General features: G+C 38.4%; 16 protein-coding genes and 2 tRNA genes. 12 read left to right on the forward strand and 6 right to left on the reverse strand.

The features are described from left to right. The first annotated feature begins 405 nt into the window (after positions 1-405). From AC27JP_RS18725 to AC27JP_RS18735, 3 genes are all read left to right on the forward strand, one after another. Entirely contained in the window at positions 406-1869 is a 1464-nt protein-coding gene (locus AC27JP_RS18725; protein ID WP_487117454.1) for a DNA-3-methyladenine glycosylase 2 family protein, read from the forward strand. Positions 1870-1875: 6 nt separating this feature from the next. After that, positions 1876-2352 carry a methylated-DNA--[protein]-cysteine S-methyltransferase gene (locus tag AC27JP_RS18730; RefSeq protein ID WP_487117455.1) on the forward strand — a complete coding sequence of 159 codons (477 nt, stop codon included), beginning with the start codon at positions 1876-1878 and terminating at the stop codon, positions 2350-2352. 284 nt (positions 2353-2636) lie between these two features. After that, positions 2637-5918 carry a WD40/YVTN/BNR-like repeat-containing protein gene (locus AC27JP_RS18735; RefSeq protein ID WP_487117456.1) on the forward strand — a complete coding sequence of 1094 codons (3282 nt, stop codon included), beginning with the start codon at positions 2637-2639 and terminating at the stop codon, positions 5916-5918. Positions 5919-6032: 114 nt separating this feature from the next. Here AC27JP_RS18735 and AC27JP_RS18740 read toward each other — a convergent pair whose 3' ends face one another. Further along, the gene (locus AC27JP_RS18740; protein WP_487117457.1) at positions 6033-7580 is read right to left on the reverse strand and encodes a methyl-accepting chemotaxis protein; all 1548 of its coding nucleotides are present in this window, start codon (positions 7578-7580) and stop codon (positions 6033-6035) included. A gap of 332 nt (positions 7581-7912) precedes the next feature. Continuing rightward, entirely contained in the window at positions 7913-8944 is a 1032-nt protein-coding gene (locus AC27JP_RS18745) for a S1C family serine protease (RefSeq protein ID WP_487117458.1), read from the reverse strand. A gap of 164 nt (positions 8945-9108) precedes the next feature. Between AC27JP_RS18745 and AC27JP_RS18750 the strand changes: the two genes are divergently transcribed. Further along, positions 9109-9453, forward strand: coding sequence for a hypothetical protein (locus tag AC27JP_RS18750; RefSeq protein WP_487117459.1), 345 nt, complete (start codon positions 9109-9111; stop codon positions 9451-9453). A 111-nt stretch (positions 9454-9564) separates the two neighbouring features. On the opposite strand, the gene trmB is transcribed toward AC27JP_RS18750, so the two are convergent. Continuing rightward, positions 9565-10290, reverse strand: a complete 726-nt coding sequence (trmB, locus tag AC27JP_RS18755) for a tRNA (guanosine(46)-N7)-methyltransferase TrmB (protein WP_487117460.1) — start codon at positions 10288-10290, stop codon at positions 9565-9567. Positions 10291-10425: 135 nt separating this feature from the next. Further along, positions 10426-10764 carry a YggL family protein gene (locus AC27JP_RS18760; protein WP_487117461.1) on the reverse strand — a complete coding sequence of 113 codons (339 nt, stop codon included), beginning with the start codon at positions 10762-10764 and terminating at the stop codon, positions 10426-10428. A 129-nt stretch (positions 10765-10893) separates the two neighbouring features. On the opposite strand from AC27JP_RS18760, the gene mutY reads away from it, so the two are divergent. From mutY to AC27JP_RS18785, 5 genes are all read left to right on the forward strand, one after another. Further along, a complete protein-coding gene (gene mutY / locus AC27JP_RS18765) occupies positions 10894-11976 on the forward strand; it encodes an A/G-specific adenine glycosylase (RefSeq protein WP_487117462.1) in 1083 nt (360 codons plus the stop codon). 43 nt (positions 11977-12019) lie between these two features. Continuing rightward, complete coding sequence (locus AC27JP_RS18770; RefSeq protein ID WP_487117463.1) at positions 12020-12292, forward strand: oxidative damage protection protein; 273 nt, start codon at positions 12020-12022, stop codon at positions 12290-12292. Further along, complete coding sequence (locus AC27JP_RS18775) at positions 12293-12577, forward strand: TMEM165/GDT1 family protein (protein WP_487117464.1); 285 nt, start codon at positions 12293-12295, stop codon at positions 12575-12577. Between the two features lie 199 nt (positions 12578-12776). Further along, positions 12777-12852, forward strand: a tRNA-Phe gene (locus tag AC27JP_RS18780). A gap of 101 nt (positions 12853-12953) precedes the next feature. Continuing rightward, positions 12954-13029, forward strand: a tRNA-Thr gene (locus AC27JP_RS18785). 452 nt (positions 13030-13481) lie between these two features. On the opposite strand, the gene AC27JP_RS18790 is transcribed toward AC27JP_RS18785, so the two are convergent. Continuing rightward, entirely contained in the window at positions 13482-14534 is a 1053-nt protein-coding gene (locus AC27JP_RS18790; protein WP_487117465.1) for a hypothetical protein, read from the reverse strand. A gap of 481 nt (positions 14535-15015) precedes the next feature. Between AC27JP_RS18790 and AC27JP_RS18795 the strand changes: the two genes are divergently transcribed. Further along, the gene (locus tag AC27JP_RS18795) at positions 15016-15396 is read left to right on the forward strand and encodes a hypothetical protein (protein WP_487117466.1); all 381 of its coding nucleotides are present in this window, start codon (positions 15016-15018) and stop codon (positions 15394-15396) included. 39 nt (positions 15397-15435) lie between these two features. Next, positions 15436-15969, forward strand: coding sequence for a pentapeptide repeat-containing protein (locus AC27JP_RS18800; RefSeq protein WP_487117467.1), 534 nt, complete (start codon positions 15436-15438; stop codon positions 15967-15969). Between the two features lie 201 nt (positions 15970-16170). Here AC27JP_RS18800 and AC27JP_RS18805 read toward each other — a convergent pair whose 3' ends face one another. Next, a complete protein-coding gene (locus tag AC27JP_RS18805; protein WP_487117612.1) occupies positions 16171-16365 on the reverse strand; it encodes a hypothetical protein in 195 nt (64 codons plus the stop codon). A gap of 115 nt (positions 16366-16480) precedes the next feature. On the opposite strand from AC27JP_RS18805, the gene AC27JP_RS18810 reads away from it, so the two are divergent. Next, positions 16481-17695: a winged helix-turn-helix domain-containing protein gene (locus AC27JP_RS18810; protein ID WP_487117468.1), complete on the forward strand. Its 1215-nt coding sequence runs from the start codon at positions 16481-16483 to the stop codon at positions 17693-17695. Positions 17696-17796 lie beyond the last annotated feature (101 nt).

Below are 17796 nucleotides of genomic sequence, written 5' to 3' on the forward strand. Positions count from 1 at the left end.
ATCACCGATGCGATTATCTGACTTAATTATTTTTATATTTCATTATTCACTATATAAACCACACTCATTAAAAGCTTACGTATTGTTAAAAATCACTGACGTAATGTTAAAAAGCATTGAGTTTTTATTTAAAAACAGTGATTAATCATGACATTTTTATATTTTTCTTATTTGAATAATCTATTCAGAAAGAAAACAAAAGTGCGAAAAGTCACACTAAGAAGAAGTGAGTTTTTGTTAAACAACCTGAGCTCGGGATAAATATACCGTGCAAATTTTCCGGCATACTTCAAAAAGGCTAAGCGCAAGTGTAAATTTATATTTTAGGTCTTGTCCGATTGTCGCCAGTCATTTACATTGCCAGCAGTAAAATAACACCACAAGAAATAATGAATAAGGAAAACTATGTTAAGTATTGAGGTATGTGAGAATGCACGACTAAGTCGTGACGCTCGCTTTGACGGTAGGTTTTTTACCGCGGTCCTCACTACCGGTATATTCTGTCGGCCCGTTTGCCCTGCTCGCCCGCCTAAACCGGAAAACGTAAAATACTATGAAAGTGCGGAATTAGCGCAACAATCAGGTTTTCGTCCATGCAAGCGCTGCTTTCCACAATTAGCACCTAATGTACCTTTGCCGAAAAAAATAAGACAAATAAGCCAGTCTTATTACGAAAACAATTACAATCTACAAAAATGTGCCGAACAATTAAACATCAGCGAACGGCAAATCCGTCGATTATTCATGCAATATTATGGTTTACCACCAAGTGAGTTTTTTCATCAGCAACGCCTTTTACTCGCACACAAGTTATTAGTTTCAACCTCGTTAAGTATTACCAATGTTGCCTTTGCTGCTGGCTTTAATAGTATACGTCGATTTAATGAAGTCATTATGAAAGCCTACCAAAGTACGCCAAGCGAGATCAGAGGCAGTAAGGCCATTTCGTCTGACAGCCAAGTCACTATTTTGTTACCTTATAAAGCGCCATTTGACTGGTCACTAATGTTAGGATTTTTCCGCTCTCGGCAGATGAGCAATATCGAAAATATTACTAAAGAACATTATTTTCGTACTCTTGAACTTGATGATTGTCGCGGCTGGATAAAAGTGAGCCATCATGAATCGAAAAACGCTCTAAATTTAACCGTCAAGTTAACCGATTACAGCTATCTACATCAAATTATTGCTAGAGTTCGCCGCATGTTCGACCTTGATGCTGATATGCAGTTAATTCATCAACACTTAAAAAAGCATGAAAAACTTGCGCAGGTAATAGAAAAGTTCCCAGGGCTGCGCTTACCCGGTTGTTGGGATATTTTTGAGTTCTCAATTAGGGCGATTTTAGGGCAACAAATATCCGTCAAAGGGGCAACAACACTCGCACAACGTATTGCGGAGAAATATGGTGCAAACGCTGATGATATCGAAAAGCCAGCCCATATTAATACCACAAAGTATTTTCCAAAAATTTCAGTATTAAACAACGTTGATTACCAAGAAATTGGCCTTACCCGCTCGCGGATAGCCACTTTGCAAACTTGGGTTAACTTTTTTCAAGAAAACGAAGGCATCTTTGCTAAAGGATTAACCATAGAAGAATTAGAAGCGGCGTTAACTAAGTTAAAAGGTATCGGTCCATGGACCGTCAACTATATTGGTATGCGCGGATTAAGTGATCCAGACGCTTTTCCGAGTGCCGACTTAGGCATTATTAAAGCACTTACCATTGATGAGATAAAACCAAAGAACAAAGACATATTAGCGCTAGCTGAAAGTTGGCGGCCTTGGCGAGCTTACGCTGCCATATATTTATGGCAGTCGCTGCAATTAGCTAGCGACAGTGCCGCATCAAACACCAAGGAGTAACAGCTTATGTACTATTGTAATTACCCGTCACCTCTGGGTGATATTGCCTTAACGGCTAACAACCAAGGTTTAAGTGCTTTGGCTTTTCAAGCCGGAAAGTCACCAATTAATTTTGCTGGTTTAATTGAAGATAGCAGTAAATTCAGCCAAGTTATTCAGCAATTATCTGAGTACTTTAATGGCGACAGAAAAACATTTGATTTACCGTTAGCCCCAGACGGAACAGCATTTCAAAAACAAGTTTGGCAAGCATTAACTGAAATCCCCTGTGGTAAAACGAAAAGCTATGCTTGGATTGCTAAACATATTAACAATGAAAAAGCGGTGCGAGCCGTCGGTGCTGCCAATGGTGCCAATCCAATCGCCTTAATCGTGCCTTGCCATCGTGTTATCGGCAGTAATGGCAAGTTAACGGGTTATGCTGGCGGTTTAGCCTTAAAAGCGAAACTATTAATGCATGAAGGCGCTCAATTTAAAGTATAAGGCAGCATAACAAGTCACTCCTCATCAAGAGCAACTGTTAGCGTATGTTGCTCTTTTATTTCCTGTTTTTTCTGATAGCAGAATTTCACAGCACAAGCTCACATCACGCTACTTTAGCGGTAATATAACGTAAAAATTAAACAATTTGCCGTATCAATGCGACATCAATGATTAAAAAGTGTTACAACATAAAGTAAGAAAAATATAAGAAACTTACTCTATTCACCTACTTTAATTGCAAGTAATGTGATTATAAGTACCGCTATAAATAACAGGGAATATCGATGAAAAAATCTCTTACCTGCTTGATGCTCAGCGCAACTATTGCTACTAGCGCATCAGCCACCATAGACACAGATTTACTTTCGGGCATAAAAGTTAGAAATATTGGCCCCGCCGCAACAAGTGGCCGGATATCAGATATAGAAGCCGTCATTTCAAACCCGAGTATTATCTACGCTTCTGCGGCTTCAGGTGGGGTCTGGAAGTCTGAAAATGCCGGACTAAAATGGACACCAATTTTTGAACACGAAGAATATGCATCAACTGGCGCAATTGCAATTAATCAGGCCATTCCAGATATTGTTTGGCTAGGAACTGGCGAAGGTAATGTCCGTAACTCGGTTTCTATTGGTGGCGGTATTTATAAGTCTGTCGATGCCGGTAAAAATTGGCAGAAAATGGGCTTAGCAAATTCCGAGCACATTAACCGTATTGCCTTGCATCCTACAAACCCCGATATCGCCTACGTGGCAGCATTAGGAACACTTTGGTCAGAAAATAAAGACCGTGGTATTTATAAAACTATTGACGGTGGCAAAACCTGGCAGAAAATTCTATTTATTGATAACACCACAGGTGGCACCGATATCAAAATGGATCCAAGCAATCCCAATAAGCTTTATGCGTCAATGTGGCAATTTAGACGTTGGCCCGACCGTTTTGAATCAGGCGGCCCAGGCTCAGGTTTATTTATTTCACTTGATGGTGGAGAAACTTGGCAGGAAAAAACGGTTGCAGACGGCTTACCCGAAGGCGATTTAGGCCGCATAACCTTTGATATCGCAGAAAGTCAGCCAAATATTGTTTATGCGCTAATTGAAGCAGAAAAAAGCGCTTTAATGCGCTCAGACGATGGCGGTAATAGTTGGCGAACCGTTAACAATGAAGTCGGCGTTGCCGATCGACCATTTTACTATTCAGAAATAGAGGTTGACCCTAACAACCCTGATGTCATTTATAATATAGCGACCTTTATTCGTCGCTCAATTGATGGTGGTAAAACCTTTAGTAAAATTGACAAAGTTGATTGCTGTGCCGCAGGTAATACTATCCATATCGACAATCACACCTTGTGGATCAATCCAAAAGACTCAAAACACTTAATTTTAGGTAATGATGGCGGTGTCGCCATTACTCAAGATAAAGGTGATAGCTGGCGCTTTGTGCAAAACTTAGCAATTTCACAGTTTTATCATATCCGTGTTGATGACGCGCATCCATATAATATTTATGGTGGTTTACAAGATAATGGCTCATGGCGAGGCCCTGCTGAGGTTTGGGACAGTGCAGGAATTCGTAACCTACATTGGCAAGAAATCGGCTTTGGTGATGGTTTTGATGCTATGCCATTTCCAGATGATGTCACCAAAGGCTATAGCCAATCACAAGGCGGATACTTAAGTCGTTGGGATATTAATACCGGCGAACAAAACCTTATTATGCCTCCACCACCAAATGCTGACACTGAATTACGTTTTAACTGGAATGCTGGTCTAGCACAAGACCCGTTTAATCAAGATACCATTTATTACGGCAGTCAGTTTGTACACAAATCAACTGACAGGGGGGAAACTTGGCAAGTTATTTCAGGCGATCTTTCCACCAACAATCCCGAATTTCAGCGCTATAAAGACTCTGGCGGTTTAACACCTGACGTTACCGCTGCGGAAAATAACACGGCAATTATTACCATTGCCCCTAGCCCGATAAAACAAGGTGTTATTTGGGTTGGTACGGATGACGGACGAATTCATGTTACACAAGATGGTGGCAAAACCTGGAAAAGTGCGGAGAAGAAGGTTCGAAAAGCGCCAAAAAATGCATTTATCCCTCATATAACCCCTTCACTTTATAACGCTGATGAGGCTTTCATTGTTATAGATAATCATCGCCGTGGAGATATGAAACCTTATATTTTCAAAGCATCAAAATACGGTAGTAAATTCACCAATTTAACCGCGAAAAATATTAAAGGTTATGCCCTTTCCGTGCAACAAGATCATGTTGATGAAAATCTTTTATTCTTAGGTACTGAGCTAGGTTTATATGCTTCAACAGATGCCGGTGACTCATGGTTTAAATACGACGGTGTACCAACCGTTTCTGTAATGGATATGGCAATACAGCAACGTGAAAACGATTTAGTACTGGGTACGCATGGTCGTTCGATTATTGTTATTGACGATTACAGCGCTTTGCGCGGCTTATCTGAACAGTCATTTAAAGCACCATTAAAACTATTAAGCGTTTCTGATGGCCAGCAGTATGTTACTAATCGTGCACCATCATCTCGCTTCTGGGGTGACGCTGCCTACGTTGGTGAAAATGAAGCGTATGGCGTGACGTTAACATTAATGGCTTCAGGCGAACACTTAGCGCACCCTGATGAAGACAAAGAAAAAGCTCGTCTCATTGCTAAAGCAGCTAAGAAAAAAGCAGAAAAAGCTAAAGCAGATAAATCTAAAAACAATGATGAAGCCAAAAAAGATAATCCAGAGCTTTCAGACAAAGCACGAATTATTGTTAAGAATAGCCAAGGCGAAGTCGTTCGTACTTTTGTTAGTAAAATAAAACAGGGGATCAACCGCATTGCTTGGGGACTAGAATCTGACGGTGCTTTAAATATGCCGGGAGATGAGCCTAAAGAAGATAAAGATATTTTATCCGCTGGGCCTGAAGTTGTACCTGGTACATACAGCATTACCGTTAAGTTAAACGACCATGAACTTGAAACTAAGGCAACGGTTTTAAAAGATCCACGCTTTAACGTTTCAGAGCAAGACTTAACGGCTAGCTATAATTTACAGCATCAAGCTGTTGATATGTACTCAACATTAACTAAAGCCGCTCATGCGTTGGTAGACAGTAAAAAAGATGTCGAGTTAATTAAAGCCATGGCTGATAAGGCCTTAGAAAAAGTAGCGAAAACAGAAGCTAAAGACTCTACCCCGGCCGCAAAATTAAGTAGCGAGGCAAAAACCTTGATTAAGAAAATTGCCGAGCTAGATAAAAGCTTACGTTCAATTCCAAAAACTAACGGCATAGTCGATGAAAGCTATAAAGTTAGTTCGAAAATATTTACCGCTTGGGGTTATGTCGGTAGTCGCTATGGGAAACCGTCACCAACTGCCGAATTGTATTTAGCACAAGGTAAAGCGGCATTGCAAAAAGGCGTCACTGAGGTCAACAATTTCCTCGCCAAGGATATTGCTGAGTTTAAACAACAATACCAACAATCCGGTTTAGGACTACTTAACAGCACAACGCCAATTACCTTAAATTAGCCATTAATTTAAGACGATTAAAAAAGGAAGCATAATTGCTTCCTTTTTATTTTACTGGCCAAACTTACCGCTCAAGCTCATAGTAACCTTCACTCAAAAGTTAACCCTTAATCCTTAACTTTGAAATTGTGCCACTAATCTAGTTTGCTGATTAAGTCTGCGTAATAACTTATCACTTAACTGAACGGCTTCTTGACCATGTGCTTCACTGTCCGAAGACATATCGCGAATTGAGACGATATTCTGACTGATCTGTTCAACCGTTACCGATTGTTCTTCTACTGCAGCGGCAATTTGCATACTCATATTGGCAAGATCCGAAACATCAGACGCTATTCTCGTTAACGAGTCACCCGTTCTATTTACCTGCTCAACACAATTACTTGATAATTCGCTACCTTTAGTCATAGCTTGCGTGGCAAAGTCTGATTCTCTCTCTAGCTGTTCGAGTAACTTTCCGATCTCTTCTGTTGATTGTTGTGAACGCATCGCTAATGCACGAACCTCTTCAGCAACTACCGCAAACCCTCGACCTTGCTCGCCAGCTCGGGCAGCTTCAATAGCCGCATTTAAGGCCAGTAAGTTGGTTTGATCGGCAATACTACTGATCTCGCCTAACACAGTTGTAATCGCCCTACTGCCGTTAATCAAACGACTTATTGCACTTTCAACTTCGTTTAGTTGAGATGATAATTCATTGATTGCGCTAATTGTTTCTTTCACCACAGCTTGGCCATCGGTACTTATATCTAAGCCTTGCTGGGCACTATCCGAGGCACTCGTAACAACCTGAGCAATATCTTGCACTGTCGATAGCATCTGGTTAATTGCAACAGCAACTTGCTCGGTTTCACTTTTTTGTTCACCTAGAATTCTTGCAACACCACTGCCTCGTTCAGAAGATTCTTGAGCATTATTGGTAATCGATGCGGAGTCGTCACTTACCCTGCCAACAACTGCATTTAACTCTGCCTTACGCATTTTTAACGCTAAAGTTATCGCACCAACATCATCACTATTACCTGAATAAAGATAACTCATTAATGAATTATCAAAAACCTGTTTAGCTTCATCGACCACGACACGATATTTTTTGCGCCAAAAAAACATTGTAAAAGCAGCAGCAATCGAAATTAGCGCAGTGCTCAGATTAAGCATTAAGTTACCTTCACTCATGACGACTGAGGCTAAAGATAATAAGGCTAGAAGAAACAACATCAACTGCAGCCATAATGTTGCGTCTTGCTGACTTTTAGCTTGTCTAACAGGACGACCAGCATTCATTTTAGGGTATAGCTTTTCTGCTCGTTCAATAACTTCCGCTTCAGGGCTGGTTCTAACCGACTGGTATTCATGTACTTTACCCTTCTCATCCTTGATCGGCGTAACAAAGGCATTAACCCAATAGTAATCGCCATTTTTACAACGGTTTTTAACTGGCCCCATCCAAGAGTTTCCCGCTTGAATAAACGACCAAAGATCTTTAAATGCCGCTTTTGGCATCTCAGGATGACGGACCAAGTTATGAGGTTGGCCGACCATTTCTTCTAGTGAGTATCCCGCAATATTACAGAATTTTTTGTTGGCGTATTTAACGTGACTATCTAGATCTGTGGTCGAAAGGAGAATTTCCGACGCACCAAACTTTACTTCTTTACTCAAAATGATTTACCTCTTTTAAACTAAGTAAACCAAGTTGTTACGGCTTACTTTATAATTAATATCAGCCCCGCAGGCTTCGAGAAAATCCATTTAAAGTAAATACCTTCAATATCAGAGTAGGATGTAACAAAACATTTTTCTACTTAAATTTTAATTATTTAGCTTTTAAATCAATTGGAGTTAAAATTTCAAAATAATGAGTACTAAATTCGATGCAAAAATGTTAGATAAAAAAACATAAGAACTTAATAGTCATGTAGTTATATGTAATAAAGCGGTGATTTGAGAATGATAAAGAGGCCATGTGGCCTCTTATTAGCTTGGAAATTACTTTACCTGTCAACAATCCACTGTACTTGCTTTTTCTCGCCATTACGTAAGAATGTAAAGACTAGTTTTTCACCTTTTTCATAATGAGAAAACCGTTGTTGTAACTTAATCACGGATGCTAAATCGGTTAACCTTCGACCAGATATTTCTAATAAAATATCGCCACCCAATAACAAAGGTTTTTCACCAATCATCACGCTTAACTCACCACCTTTAAAGCCAAGTTTAGCGGCTAATGTTCCGGGGATAACTTGCTGAATAAGCATACCGTGGCCATAGGGATTATTCAGTGCCTTAGATTCTGCCTCGGTTAAAATATGTGGAATAAAGCCAGCAAAAACCGCTGGTTTTGTCGCAATGAGTTCATGAATAGAATCAACCGAAATAGCAAAACCTAAACCATTACTATCACCTGTTTGCGACAAAATATGACTGACAATACCGATAATTTCGCCTTCGCTATTAAACATTGGGCCACCAGAATTACCTTGGTTTATTGCCGCATCCGTTTGAATAAAGCGCGGGATAATATTACTACCAGGAATGGCTTCTCTATCACGTATACCACTTAAATAACCAACAGAAAGACTATGGCTGACACCATAAGGTGCACCAATAGCAATCACTTGCTCCCCTACTTCATAATTGCTTGATTTTGCTAGAGGCAAAGGCTTTATGTTGCTAGGCAATTCGGCCGCTTGGATCATGGCTAGATCTAGAATGGCGTTGATCCAAACTAAATGGCCTGACGTGGTTGAGCCATCAGCAAAAATCACTTCAATATTGGTGGCTCTATCAACAACATGCGCCGCTGTTAAAATGCGACCATTTTTACTAATCACAGCACCTGAGCCTAAAGAGTTTTCTGTACTAACCTTATATTGAACTTGATTAGCTATCGGTTGTGCCAACGCTTGAACATGCAATTCAACAACACTGCCATTGACCTTTTTAAACAATTTTTGTACTGAATTATCAGCATTTACCGCCACTGACACTAAGCTAAAAATTAAAACAATAAAACCACAACGCATAAAAGTTACTCCTTAAACAATCAGTTGCAATCAAAAGGTGATCATTATCAGTGTAACTCAAGGGCAAATAATTGATAGCGTCAAAAACTTTAAAAACAATGTAGGCAATTTATAAATACTGTTATCATGGCGCCGAAGAGTATTAGTATGAGTTGAGAGAAGTTTTGGAATTTATTATAGTAATCGCGGTTATATTTTTAATTTGGCTAATATGGCAACTTATGCGTGCTAAACACTTCACCCAATTTAGACGTCAAGTAATGCAAGAATTAAAGCCAAAAGTTATTGCTGATATTATTGAAGAAATGAAACTCACACGCTCAGAACAACAGCCCAATAACGATGTACACCAAGAGGCAACCATTGCTTACTGGACCGCTTCTACTGGCAGAATTTTACAAGCGGCATTGATGCGAGAAATAATCACTGAACAGTGGTTAAAGGAAACAGGTAATTTACGCAACAGCCAACACTTATTTCATATTGAGCGAGACAAACTGCACAGGTAAGGTTATTGTTTAGTCGTTATATAGACTAGCCAGCTGTTCATAACATTGCATAAATCATAGACACAAAAAAGAGAGCACTAGGCTCTCTTTCTACGTTGAAAAGCTAAGCCCTTAAGCTAGTTTTTCAAACTGTAAATCCCAAACACCATGACCTAAATTTTGACCACGGTTTTCAAATTTCGTTAACGGACGAGAATCAGGGCGCGGTACATAATCACCATTTTCTGACAGGTTTTTGTAACCTGGTGCAGATGTCATATCTTCTAACATACATTCTGCGTAGTTTTCCCAGTCAGTCGCCATATGAAAAACGCCACCAACTTTAAGCTTTTCACGAATAGCTTCAACAAAGCTTGCTTGTACGATGCGACGCTTATGATGTTTCTTTTTATGCCATGGATCAGGGAAAAACAACTGCACTGTCGTTAAACATTCAGCAGGAATACAATCAGCTAGCACTTCAATAGCGTCATGCTCATACACTTTTAAGTTATTAACACCTTCTTCCTGCGCCAATGCAATACAGGCACCAACACCAGGGCGATGCACTTCAACACCAATAAAGTTCAATTCCGGTGCGTTTTTAGCCATTTCAACTAAAGACTTGCCCATGCCAAAGCCAATCTCAAGTACAACAGGGTTATCATTGCCAAATAATAGGCTAGGGTTTATCAAACCATCTTCGTGGTTCAAGCCCATAGTATCCCAAAATTGCTCAAGTGCTTTTGCTTGACCATTGGTAAGGCGACCTTCACGTTTAACAAAGCTACGTACTTTTCGAATGTACTTGCCTTCTTGTTCAGCCTGTTCAACAGTTTTATGGGTTCTTTCAGTCATAGTGCTATCAATTACTTAAATATGTCATCAAAATTTGGCCGCATATTATCCTTGTTTAGTGAGCAAAGTTCAATCACGGTATCGCTACCAACAAGAATAATCATGCATTCTCTTAACCGTTTATTAAGCGAGTACTTACTCAGCCCACCAAACGTCATATAAAGGGCTTACTTTAACAGCACTTGCACCATTATCTGTTAACCACTTTTCTACTAGTTGGCGATGTTCTTCAGTACATTTACCAATTTTTTGTGTGCAAACAATACCATGCCACAAGGTATCACCTTCGCCGCCAAAACCTAAGCCGTTTGGCTCAATCACTTCATCGAAAAATTTAGATAAAAACGTATCGATTGTTTCGCTGTCAGTGCCATCTTCAAGTTTCCAAGCAAGATCAAAACCTAACTCTTGGTATTCATCAACACGTAATTTTTTACGTAAACGGTTACTGCGGTTTTTAGCATTAATTTTCATTTATTGGTTTCCTTTAAATTTAGTCAACGAGCAATTATTATCTTCAGTTGATCTTATGGTCGAGAGCATAGTGGCAATAGAAATTTTTGCAATGAAAATATTAGCTTTATTCGCTACACTGTCGCCGCTATGACAAATAAAACCACAATATCCGCCAAATCTGCTCAGTTGTTTTCAAACCAAGTTTTAAACTGGTTCGAGTTACAGGGTAGAAAACACTTGCCTTGGCAGCAAGACAAAACGCCTTACCGTGTCTGGATCTCAGAAATTATGTTGCAACAAACTCAAGTTGCTACGGTAATCCCTTATTACCAAAAATTTATGGCAAGCTTTCCAACGGTCACTGACTTAGCCAATGCTGATGAAGATACTGTTTTGCACCATTGGACCGGGCTTGGTTATTACGCTCGCGCAAGAAACTTACATAAGTCAGCGAAAATTATTCGCGATCAGTATCTAGGTGTCTTTCCCGATGATATCGAGCAGGTTATCGCCTTACCCGGCATTGGCCGATCTACTGCTGGAGCGATATTAAGCCTGTCATTAAACAAACATCACGCAATATTAGACGGTAATGTTAAGCGGGTACTTGCCCGTTGCTATAAGGTGCAAGGACATACTGGACAAGCCATTTATGAGAAAACTTTATGGCCGATTACCGAAGTACTAACCCCAAAAAAAGGCGTTGCTAGCTTTAATCAAGCCATGATGGATTTAGGTGCTATGGTTTGTACCCGCTCCAAACCCAACTGTGATATTTGCCCAATACAAACCAGTTGCCTTGCTTTTGCCGGAGATGAGCAAGCCAATTATCCACAAAAAAAACCAAAAAAAGTGATTCCTGAAAAGCATACTATTATGGTTATCCCGCGCGTTGAGCAACAAGTATTGATGGAAAAACGTCCTCCGTCGGGGATATGGGGAGGATTATGGTGCTTTCTAGAAATATCAGAAATTGATTCTTTAGACAATTTATTGAAAAAACTAAATTTACAGCAACTATCCTCACAGCCATTAGATAAGTTCCGTCATACTTTTAGCCACTTTCATTTAGATATAGAGCCGATAATAGTGGATTGTGAAATATTACCTGCAAAAGAAATCAGCGAAAATAGCACTTTGCAGTGGTATAATTTAACCACTAATGCTTCGGTTGGCTTAGCGGCGTCAACACAAAAATTAATTACGCAACTGCAGCAATTACCCATTTAACCAATTTTAAATATTAAATTTATCAGCACAAAGAGAAATTATTATGAGTCGTACTGTTTTTTGTCAAAACTTACAAAAAGAAGCCGAAGGCTTAGGTTTTCAACTTTACCCAGGGGAAGTTGGGAAAAGAATTTTTGATAACATATCTAAAGAAGCATGGGGAAACTGGCAAAAGAAGCAAACCATGTTAATTAATGAAAAAAAAATGAACATGATGAATCCTGACGATCGCGCTTTTCTAGAAACCGCCATGGTTGCTTACCTTTTTGATGGCAAAGAGCCTGAAATTGAAGGCTACACACCTGAGAAGAAGTAAATGGAGTTTGCCATTAACTGGAAAATATTCGCCACTATCTTTGTTTCGGTGTTTATTGCAGAACTTGGTGACAAAACTCAGTTAGCAACTATGTTGTTTGCTGCTGATAAAGACGTTAGTAAATGGCTGGTATTTACCGCCGCATCTGCTGCTTTAATTGTTGCAACGGCGGTTGGTGTGCTTGTTGGTAGTTTTTTATCTGCTTACATTGATGAAAAAATACTTTCTTATATCGCCGGCACAGGTTTTATCATCATAGGCACTTACACACTATATACCGCTTAATAGCGATAAATAGCCTTTAAAAAGTAAAATGTTTAGCTAAATTGTTCCATAAAAGAGCAATGCGTAGAAAAAAACGGCAAACAAACATTTATTTAAAAAAAAGGGTTGACGGGGTAAACGAAAAACAGTTTAATACGCCCCGTCTTCAAGGCACAGCCAAGAAGACAACGTACAGGACAATCAATTAGGTTGTTATTGTGCCTCGATAGCTCAGTCGGTAGAGCAGAGGATTGAAAATCCTCGTGTCCCTGGTTCGATTCCGGGTCGAGGCACCATTTTCACTCTTAGTAAAGAGTAGAATTACAATTACCGTTTGTAATTCGGTGCCAAGATAAACTTACTTTTAAAGTTAAATTTATCGCACACAGTTTTGTGTGCCGACTTAGCTCAGTTGGTAGAGCAACTGACTTGTAATCAGTAGGTCGCCAGTTCGACTCCGGCAGTCGGCACCATTCATTCAAGCCCTAACTTCGGTTAGGGCTTTTTTGTATCTATCGATTGGTCGAATTCTATAGTCAATTTCACTAGCACCAATAAAAGCACCTACCCCACCTATTCTGCACCCCATATGTGATTTAATCCTGTGATACCAAGAAGTTAATAGGCAAGAAATACACACCATTTAGAATTACCCCACATAGGGCACTAATTTTACCTAAGGTAAGTTAATTTCAATTGATTCATTTATCGAGTATTAAATAATTAATTCAGTACTTTTTGATAAATTGGGCAAGTAAAAAAGGATTTAATCCGTTGCTTAGGGTATTGGTGTTGATCTATAAACCGCTAAAACTGCGATGTAATTTATTGTGTAAATTAGTTGATGGTGTAAATATCCGAACTGGGTATTAGCACCAGTGAAATCAGTTGGTTTGCAGATCATAATTAATGAGAAGCTAACGCGCTATTCAAAATATTGCGGGTAAGTTTCGTAATAGTAATTCAATATTCCAACTATATAGCGGATAACATAATCATGCTGTTTCAATAATGCTTCGGTATATGCTGTCATAATCTCAAAAGACATTAGCTTTGATTGCATAAACAAATCCCTGTATATCTCTAAATTCTCACTTAATACCTTTTGTGATTCTAAAAGAGAATTATGGCCGCTTTCCATCAAATAGTAATCGACACTTACCGTCTCTTTGCTGTGACTTGTTTTCTTTAACTTTAAAAATACTTGTTCCAAAGGCGCAATTACTTTATCTCGCGCATATTGAATAAGATCTGTAAGCTGGTTTTCCCGAAGTGCTTCTACTATCACAATATCTAATTTTTGTTGTAATACCTTGTCATCAATAGTATATAAAAACTTCAATATTTTTAAGAAGCCATAAGGGACTTCAAGATCTTGCTTGCTAGCCCACGAATCTATAGATAAACAAATTTTTTGCATTGTTAGTGTTTCAATATCTGATAAAGTTTGAAAGTCACTTTCTTTGAGAAATATAGGAATATGCTTAGGCCTAAACACGACATCATTTGTAATATCAGTAAAGGACTTAGAGCGCTCAATATCTTTAGGTGTGATATTACTAGGTGGTATTTGAGATATAGGCAAGCCAATATCACTAAATGATAACGCAATTAAGTTTGAACAAAATAAAGTGTTTGAATCTTTTCGGTTTAACCTAAACCGACTTTTGACTGCACCTTGCCACCAGTACTCTGAATGCAAATATTCCTTAATAGCTTCTGAAGCGTTTAATGCAGAGTTACTATCACCGTATCGCAATACTTTAATGTTACTAACTAATATAGTATTTAATGATCTTACTCTTACTCCTAGACCTAACGCTTCTATATAAAGACCACCTGAAACAACCATAGATACATGACTAAACCTTGACCATAACCCCAGCCTAACAAGCATACTTAATTTGGATTTTTCAGAAGTTAAGATCAGATCACCTGGCAGCAATTTGCTGGTTTCTAACATGTATAATTTTTTCATTCTCAATCCATTGATTAAACTACTACTAACAATAGTTAAGCATTAGTCATTAAACCGATCAATAACTGCTTTCATTTTCTCAGCCTCCTGATTTTTTCTCAATTTGCGTAACGTATAGTGGTTGCGATATTTGAATGCCCTAAAATGAACAGTTTCCTGAACCGTCATACCATTTTGCACTAACCAACTTGCACATGTGTAGCGAAAATTATGGACACGGAAATCTTCAATACCAGCGTTTAGAATTACTCTACGAATAGCTAAAGTAGAATGCTTACGAGGATTCTGACGCGATTTGACATATATAACACCGCTTCATTATTTGTCTTAGAACGTTTTAATTTAATAGCTTGAGTGATAATGGTAATAAACTATTTAAGGTGCTAATTTTAAGAGATAAATTGAAAAGCACATGCGCTTTCCTAAAACGTTACCTAGCACTCAGATACGTATATAGCTTAAAAATAATAAGGTAAATATCATGAATGAAGAATCGACTACCAATCTCAAAAACATGCTCAGTAAGTTGTCGGAATCTCTTCGTTTAAAAGATTTGTCAGTAAAAACAAGCATAACAGCGATATCAGCTATCATAGGACTTTATGTCTCATGTTATTATCTAGCTAGTTCTATGTACAAAACGGGTTATGACGAATTTACGCAAAACTTTAACACATTGGTTTCACAGCTAAGTAGTAGCGGAAAAAACTATTCATTAAAAGGGTTGGCCGATTTACAATATTCTTCTGTACTCCTAATCAAGCCTACTCTATTTTCCCCTTATACAATTTATATGGCATTACTCCGAAGTCCTAGAACCTTAATCAATAGTGGCCATTTCAATCTTCATAACGAAATTTAAAAAATTATATCCTCCCATAGTGATAACTGGGGTTGTGATATGAAAGCTGAAATTGGATACTCTTATATACGAGGTCGTATTCATGAAAATATTTCAGTGAAACAAGACGACTGTAGGCCGGTAGAAATGACACTTGTTGATCTTTCCTCGCAAATGCACAACGAAGAAAGTAATCTTGGTGGTATAATTATTACAGATGGAAATTTTGAGTTTTCCTTTTTTCCAAGTGCTTATGTCGTGGGAGCACAGCTGGCTACAACAAACTTAAATAATAGCGATTTCGTTTCGGCAGACTTTACTCGAGCAATAATTGGCCCTCAGTTACGATGTATAAACTTAAATAAGGCAACTTTAGTAAATACACACTTCTATGGATCTGCGGATGGTTTTGCAGATTTAAGAGGTGCAGATCTTCGTGGTGCTTCATTATTGCGGACTAGCCTTGATAACGTAGATATTAGTCATTCAAATTTAAAAGGGATGAATTTGTACTTAACGGATCAAAAAATTCAAAATCCACCCGACTCCTTAAATCAATCGAAATGCCGTATTCTTACTCAAAGCTTTGGTTGAGAAACAACACTGAGAGATAAAGAGCTTGGTTGTGGCTCTCCAATTCCGAATGCTAAAAACTTCGAAGAAAACAGATCATCTTTTTGTATTAGTTCCTCATTCATTAATCATTAAACCGATCAATTACTGCTTTCATTTTCTCAGTTACCTGATTCTTCTCTAAATGTGCATAACGCATAGTTGTAGCAATATTGGTATGCCCTAAATATGTGCAGTTTCTTGAACCGTCATACCATTCTGTACAAGCCTTGAAGCACACGTATGACGAAAATCTTCAATACCAGCATTTTGAATAGCTCGAAGAATAGCGATAGTAGAATGTTTACGTGGATTTTTACCGCTTTTATCAATGAAAACCCATTTGTGGTGTACCTTGTTTTCATTTCTTGATCTCAGTACTTGATACGCAGTTAGATTAACACCAACTCAGCACATTAAATTCATGGTAGTTCACTAGGTTATTTTTGCTGTTACAATCTAAAACAACACTCATATGGATGTCATTTATCACATGAAAAATACCCTTAGTTTAGAAGATGCACAAAAAGCAATTTTATTCAGCCAAGGTATTCATAAAAAAAGCAAAATAGAAAGTGGTAAAGAAGCGGCCTATAAAGCAATTGAAGCAATGAACTACGTCCAAATTGATTCAATTTCTGTAGTCGAACGTGCTCATCACCACAGTTTATGGAATCGTGTAGAAAACTATCAGCCTACTCATCTAGAGCAACTATTAGAAAATAAACAAATTTTTGAATACTGGTCACATGCAGCGTCATATTTACCCATGGTAGATTACCGTTATAGCCTGCCAAGAAAGAACGCGATTGCAAAAGGAGAGCTGCATTGGTTTAGTAAAGATGAAAAAAGCATGGCACATGTTTTAGAAAGGATCACAGCAGAAGGCCCGTTACAAGCAAAAGACTTTAAAGATACTAGAGGCTCTAAAACCGGATGGTGGGACTGGAAACCTGCCAAGAAAGCACTAGAGCAACTATTCATGGAAGGTAAGCTTATGGTGGTAAAAAGGCAAAACTTTCAAAAGGTATATGACCTAACAGAGCGAGTACTGCCAGCAAACATAGACACTAGAATACCGAGCGAAGCAGAATACTTTCAGCACTTAATAATTAACTATTTAAACGCAAACGCTATTGGCACGCCAGAGCAGATAAGTTATCTCCTAAAAGGCCTTAAAAAGCCGATAAAACAATTTTGTCTGCAAATGCTTGAAGAAGGTTTATTAATTGAAGTCACTGTTGAAAATCAGTGCTATTTTGCCCTGCCCACTATTAATGACTTACTAAAGAAAAAAATAAATAGAGATAAAGTAAAAATACTCTCCCCTTTTGACAATATTCTTATTCAACGTAAAAGAACCAAAGCACTGTTCAACTACGATTATCAAATTGAGTGCTACCTGCCGGCAAATAAAAGAAAGTTTGGCTATTTCAGTTTGCCACTTTTATGGAGGACAGAATTTTCGGGGAGAATGGATGCGAAGATGGATAGAAAGTCTGGTGTTTTAACCATTCTTAATCTTCATTTAGAAACTGATAACACTGAAGGATTTATCTTTAATTTAAAAGAATCGCTCGATAAGTTTTTACGTTTTAACAATGGCACTAGTATCAAAATCGCTAAAATAACTAGTAACAGAACAGAATTACCTGAGGACAAAATTAGAAGTATCACGTCTACGCTAAACGCTCACTTTCTTAAGTAGTCAGTAATATTATTATTTAATGCTAACTGCTTTTTTTAAAGTACTGTTGCAATTATTAGCTGTTTTTATTCTGGCTGGTAATGAGTTAGCAAAACTAGTAA

The organism is Colwellia sp. SU-HH01172, assembly GCF_057553355.1.

What these genes read in the sequence shown, in the direction of transcription:
- AC27JP_RS18735 (WP_487117456.1), top strand. Translation starts at nt 2,637, where the DNA reads ATGAAAAAATCTCTTACCTGCTTGATGCTCAGCGCAACTATTGCTACT.
- AC27JP_RS18775 (WP_487117464.1), top strand. Translation starts at nt 12,293, where the DNA reads ATGGAGTTTGCCATTAACTGGAAAATATTCGCCACTATCTTTGTTTCG.
- AC27JP_RS18770 (WP_487117463.1), top strand. Translation starts at nt 12,020, where the DNA reads ATGAGTCGTACTGTTTTTTGTCAAAACTTACAAAAAGAAGCCGAAGGC.
- mutY (WP_487117462.1), top strand. Translation starts at nt 10,894, where the DNA reads ATGACAAATAAAACCACAATATCCGCCAAATCTGCTCAGTTGTTTTCA.
- trmB (WP_487117460.1), bottom strand. Translation starts at nt 10,290, where the DNA reads ATGACTGAAAGAACCCATAAAACTGTTGAACAGGCTGAACAAGAAGGC.
- AC27JP_RS18725 (WP_487117454.1), top strand. Translation starts at nt 406, where the DNA reads ATGTTAAGTATTGAGGTATGTGAGAATGCACGACTAAGTCGTGACGCT.
- AC27JP_RS18745 (WP_487117458.1), bottom strand. Translation starts at nt 8,944, where the DNA reads ATGCGTTGTGGTTTTATTGTTTTAATTTTTAGCTTAGTGTCAGTGGCG.
- AC27JP_RS18730 (WP_487117455.1), top strand. Translation starts at nt 1,876, where the DNA reads ATGTACTATTGTAATTACCCGTCACCTCTGGGTGATATTGCCTTAACG.
- AC27JP_RS18790 (WP_487117465.1), bottom strand. Translation starts at nt 14,534, where the DNA reads ATGAAAAAATTATACATGTTAGAAACCAGCAAATTGCTGCCAGGTGAT.
- AC27JP_RS18800 (WP_487117467.1), top strand. Translation starts at nt 15,436, where the DNA reads ATGAAAGCTGAAATTGGATACTCTTATATACGAGGTCGTATTCATGAA.
- AC27JP_RS18795 (WP_487117466.1), top strand. Translation starts at nt 15,016, where the DNA reads ATGAATGAAGAATCGACTACCAATCTCAAAAACATGCTCAGTAAGTTG.
- AC27JP_RS18810 (WP_487117468.1), top strand. Translation starts at nt 16,481, where the DNA reads ATGAAAAATACCCTTAGTTTAGAAGATGCACAAAAAGCAATTTTATTC.
- AC27JP_RS18760 (WP_487117461.1), bottom strand. Translation starts at nt 10,764, where the DNA reads ATGAAAATTAATGCTAAAAACCGCAGTAACCGTTTACGTAAAAAATTA.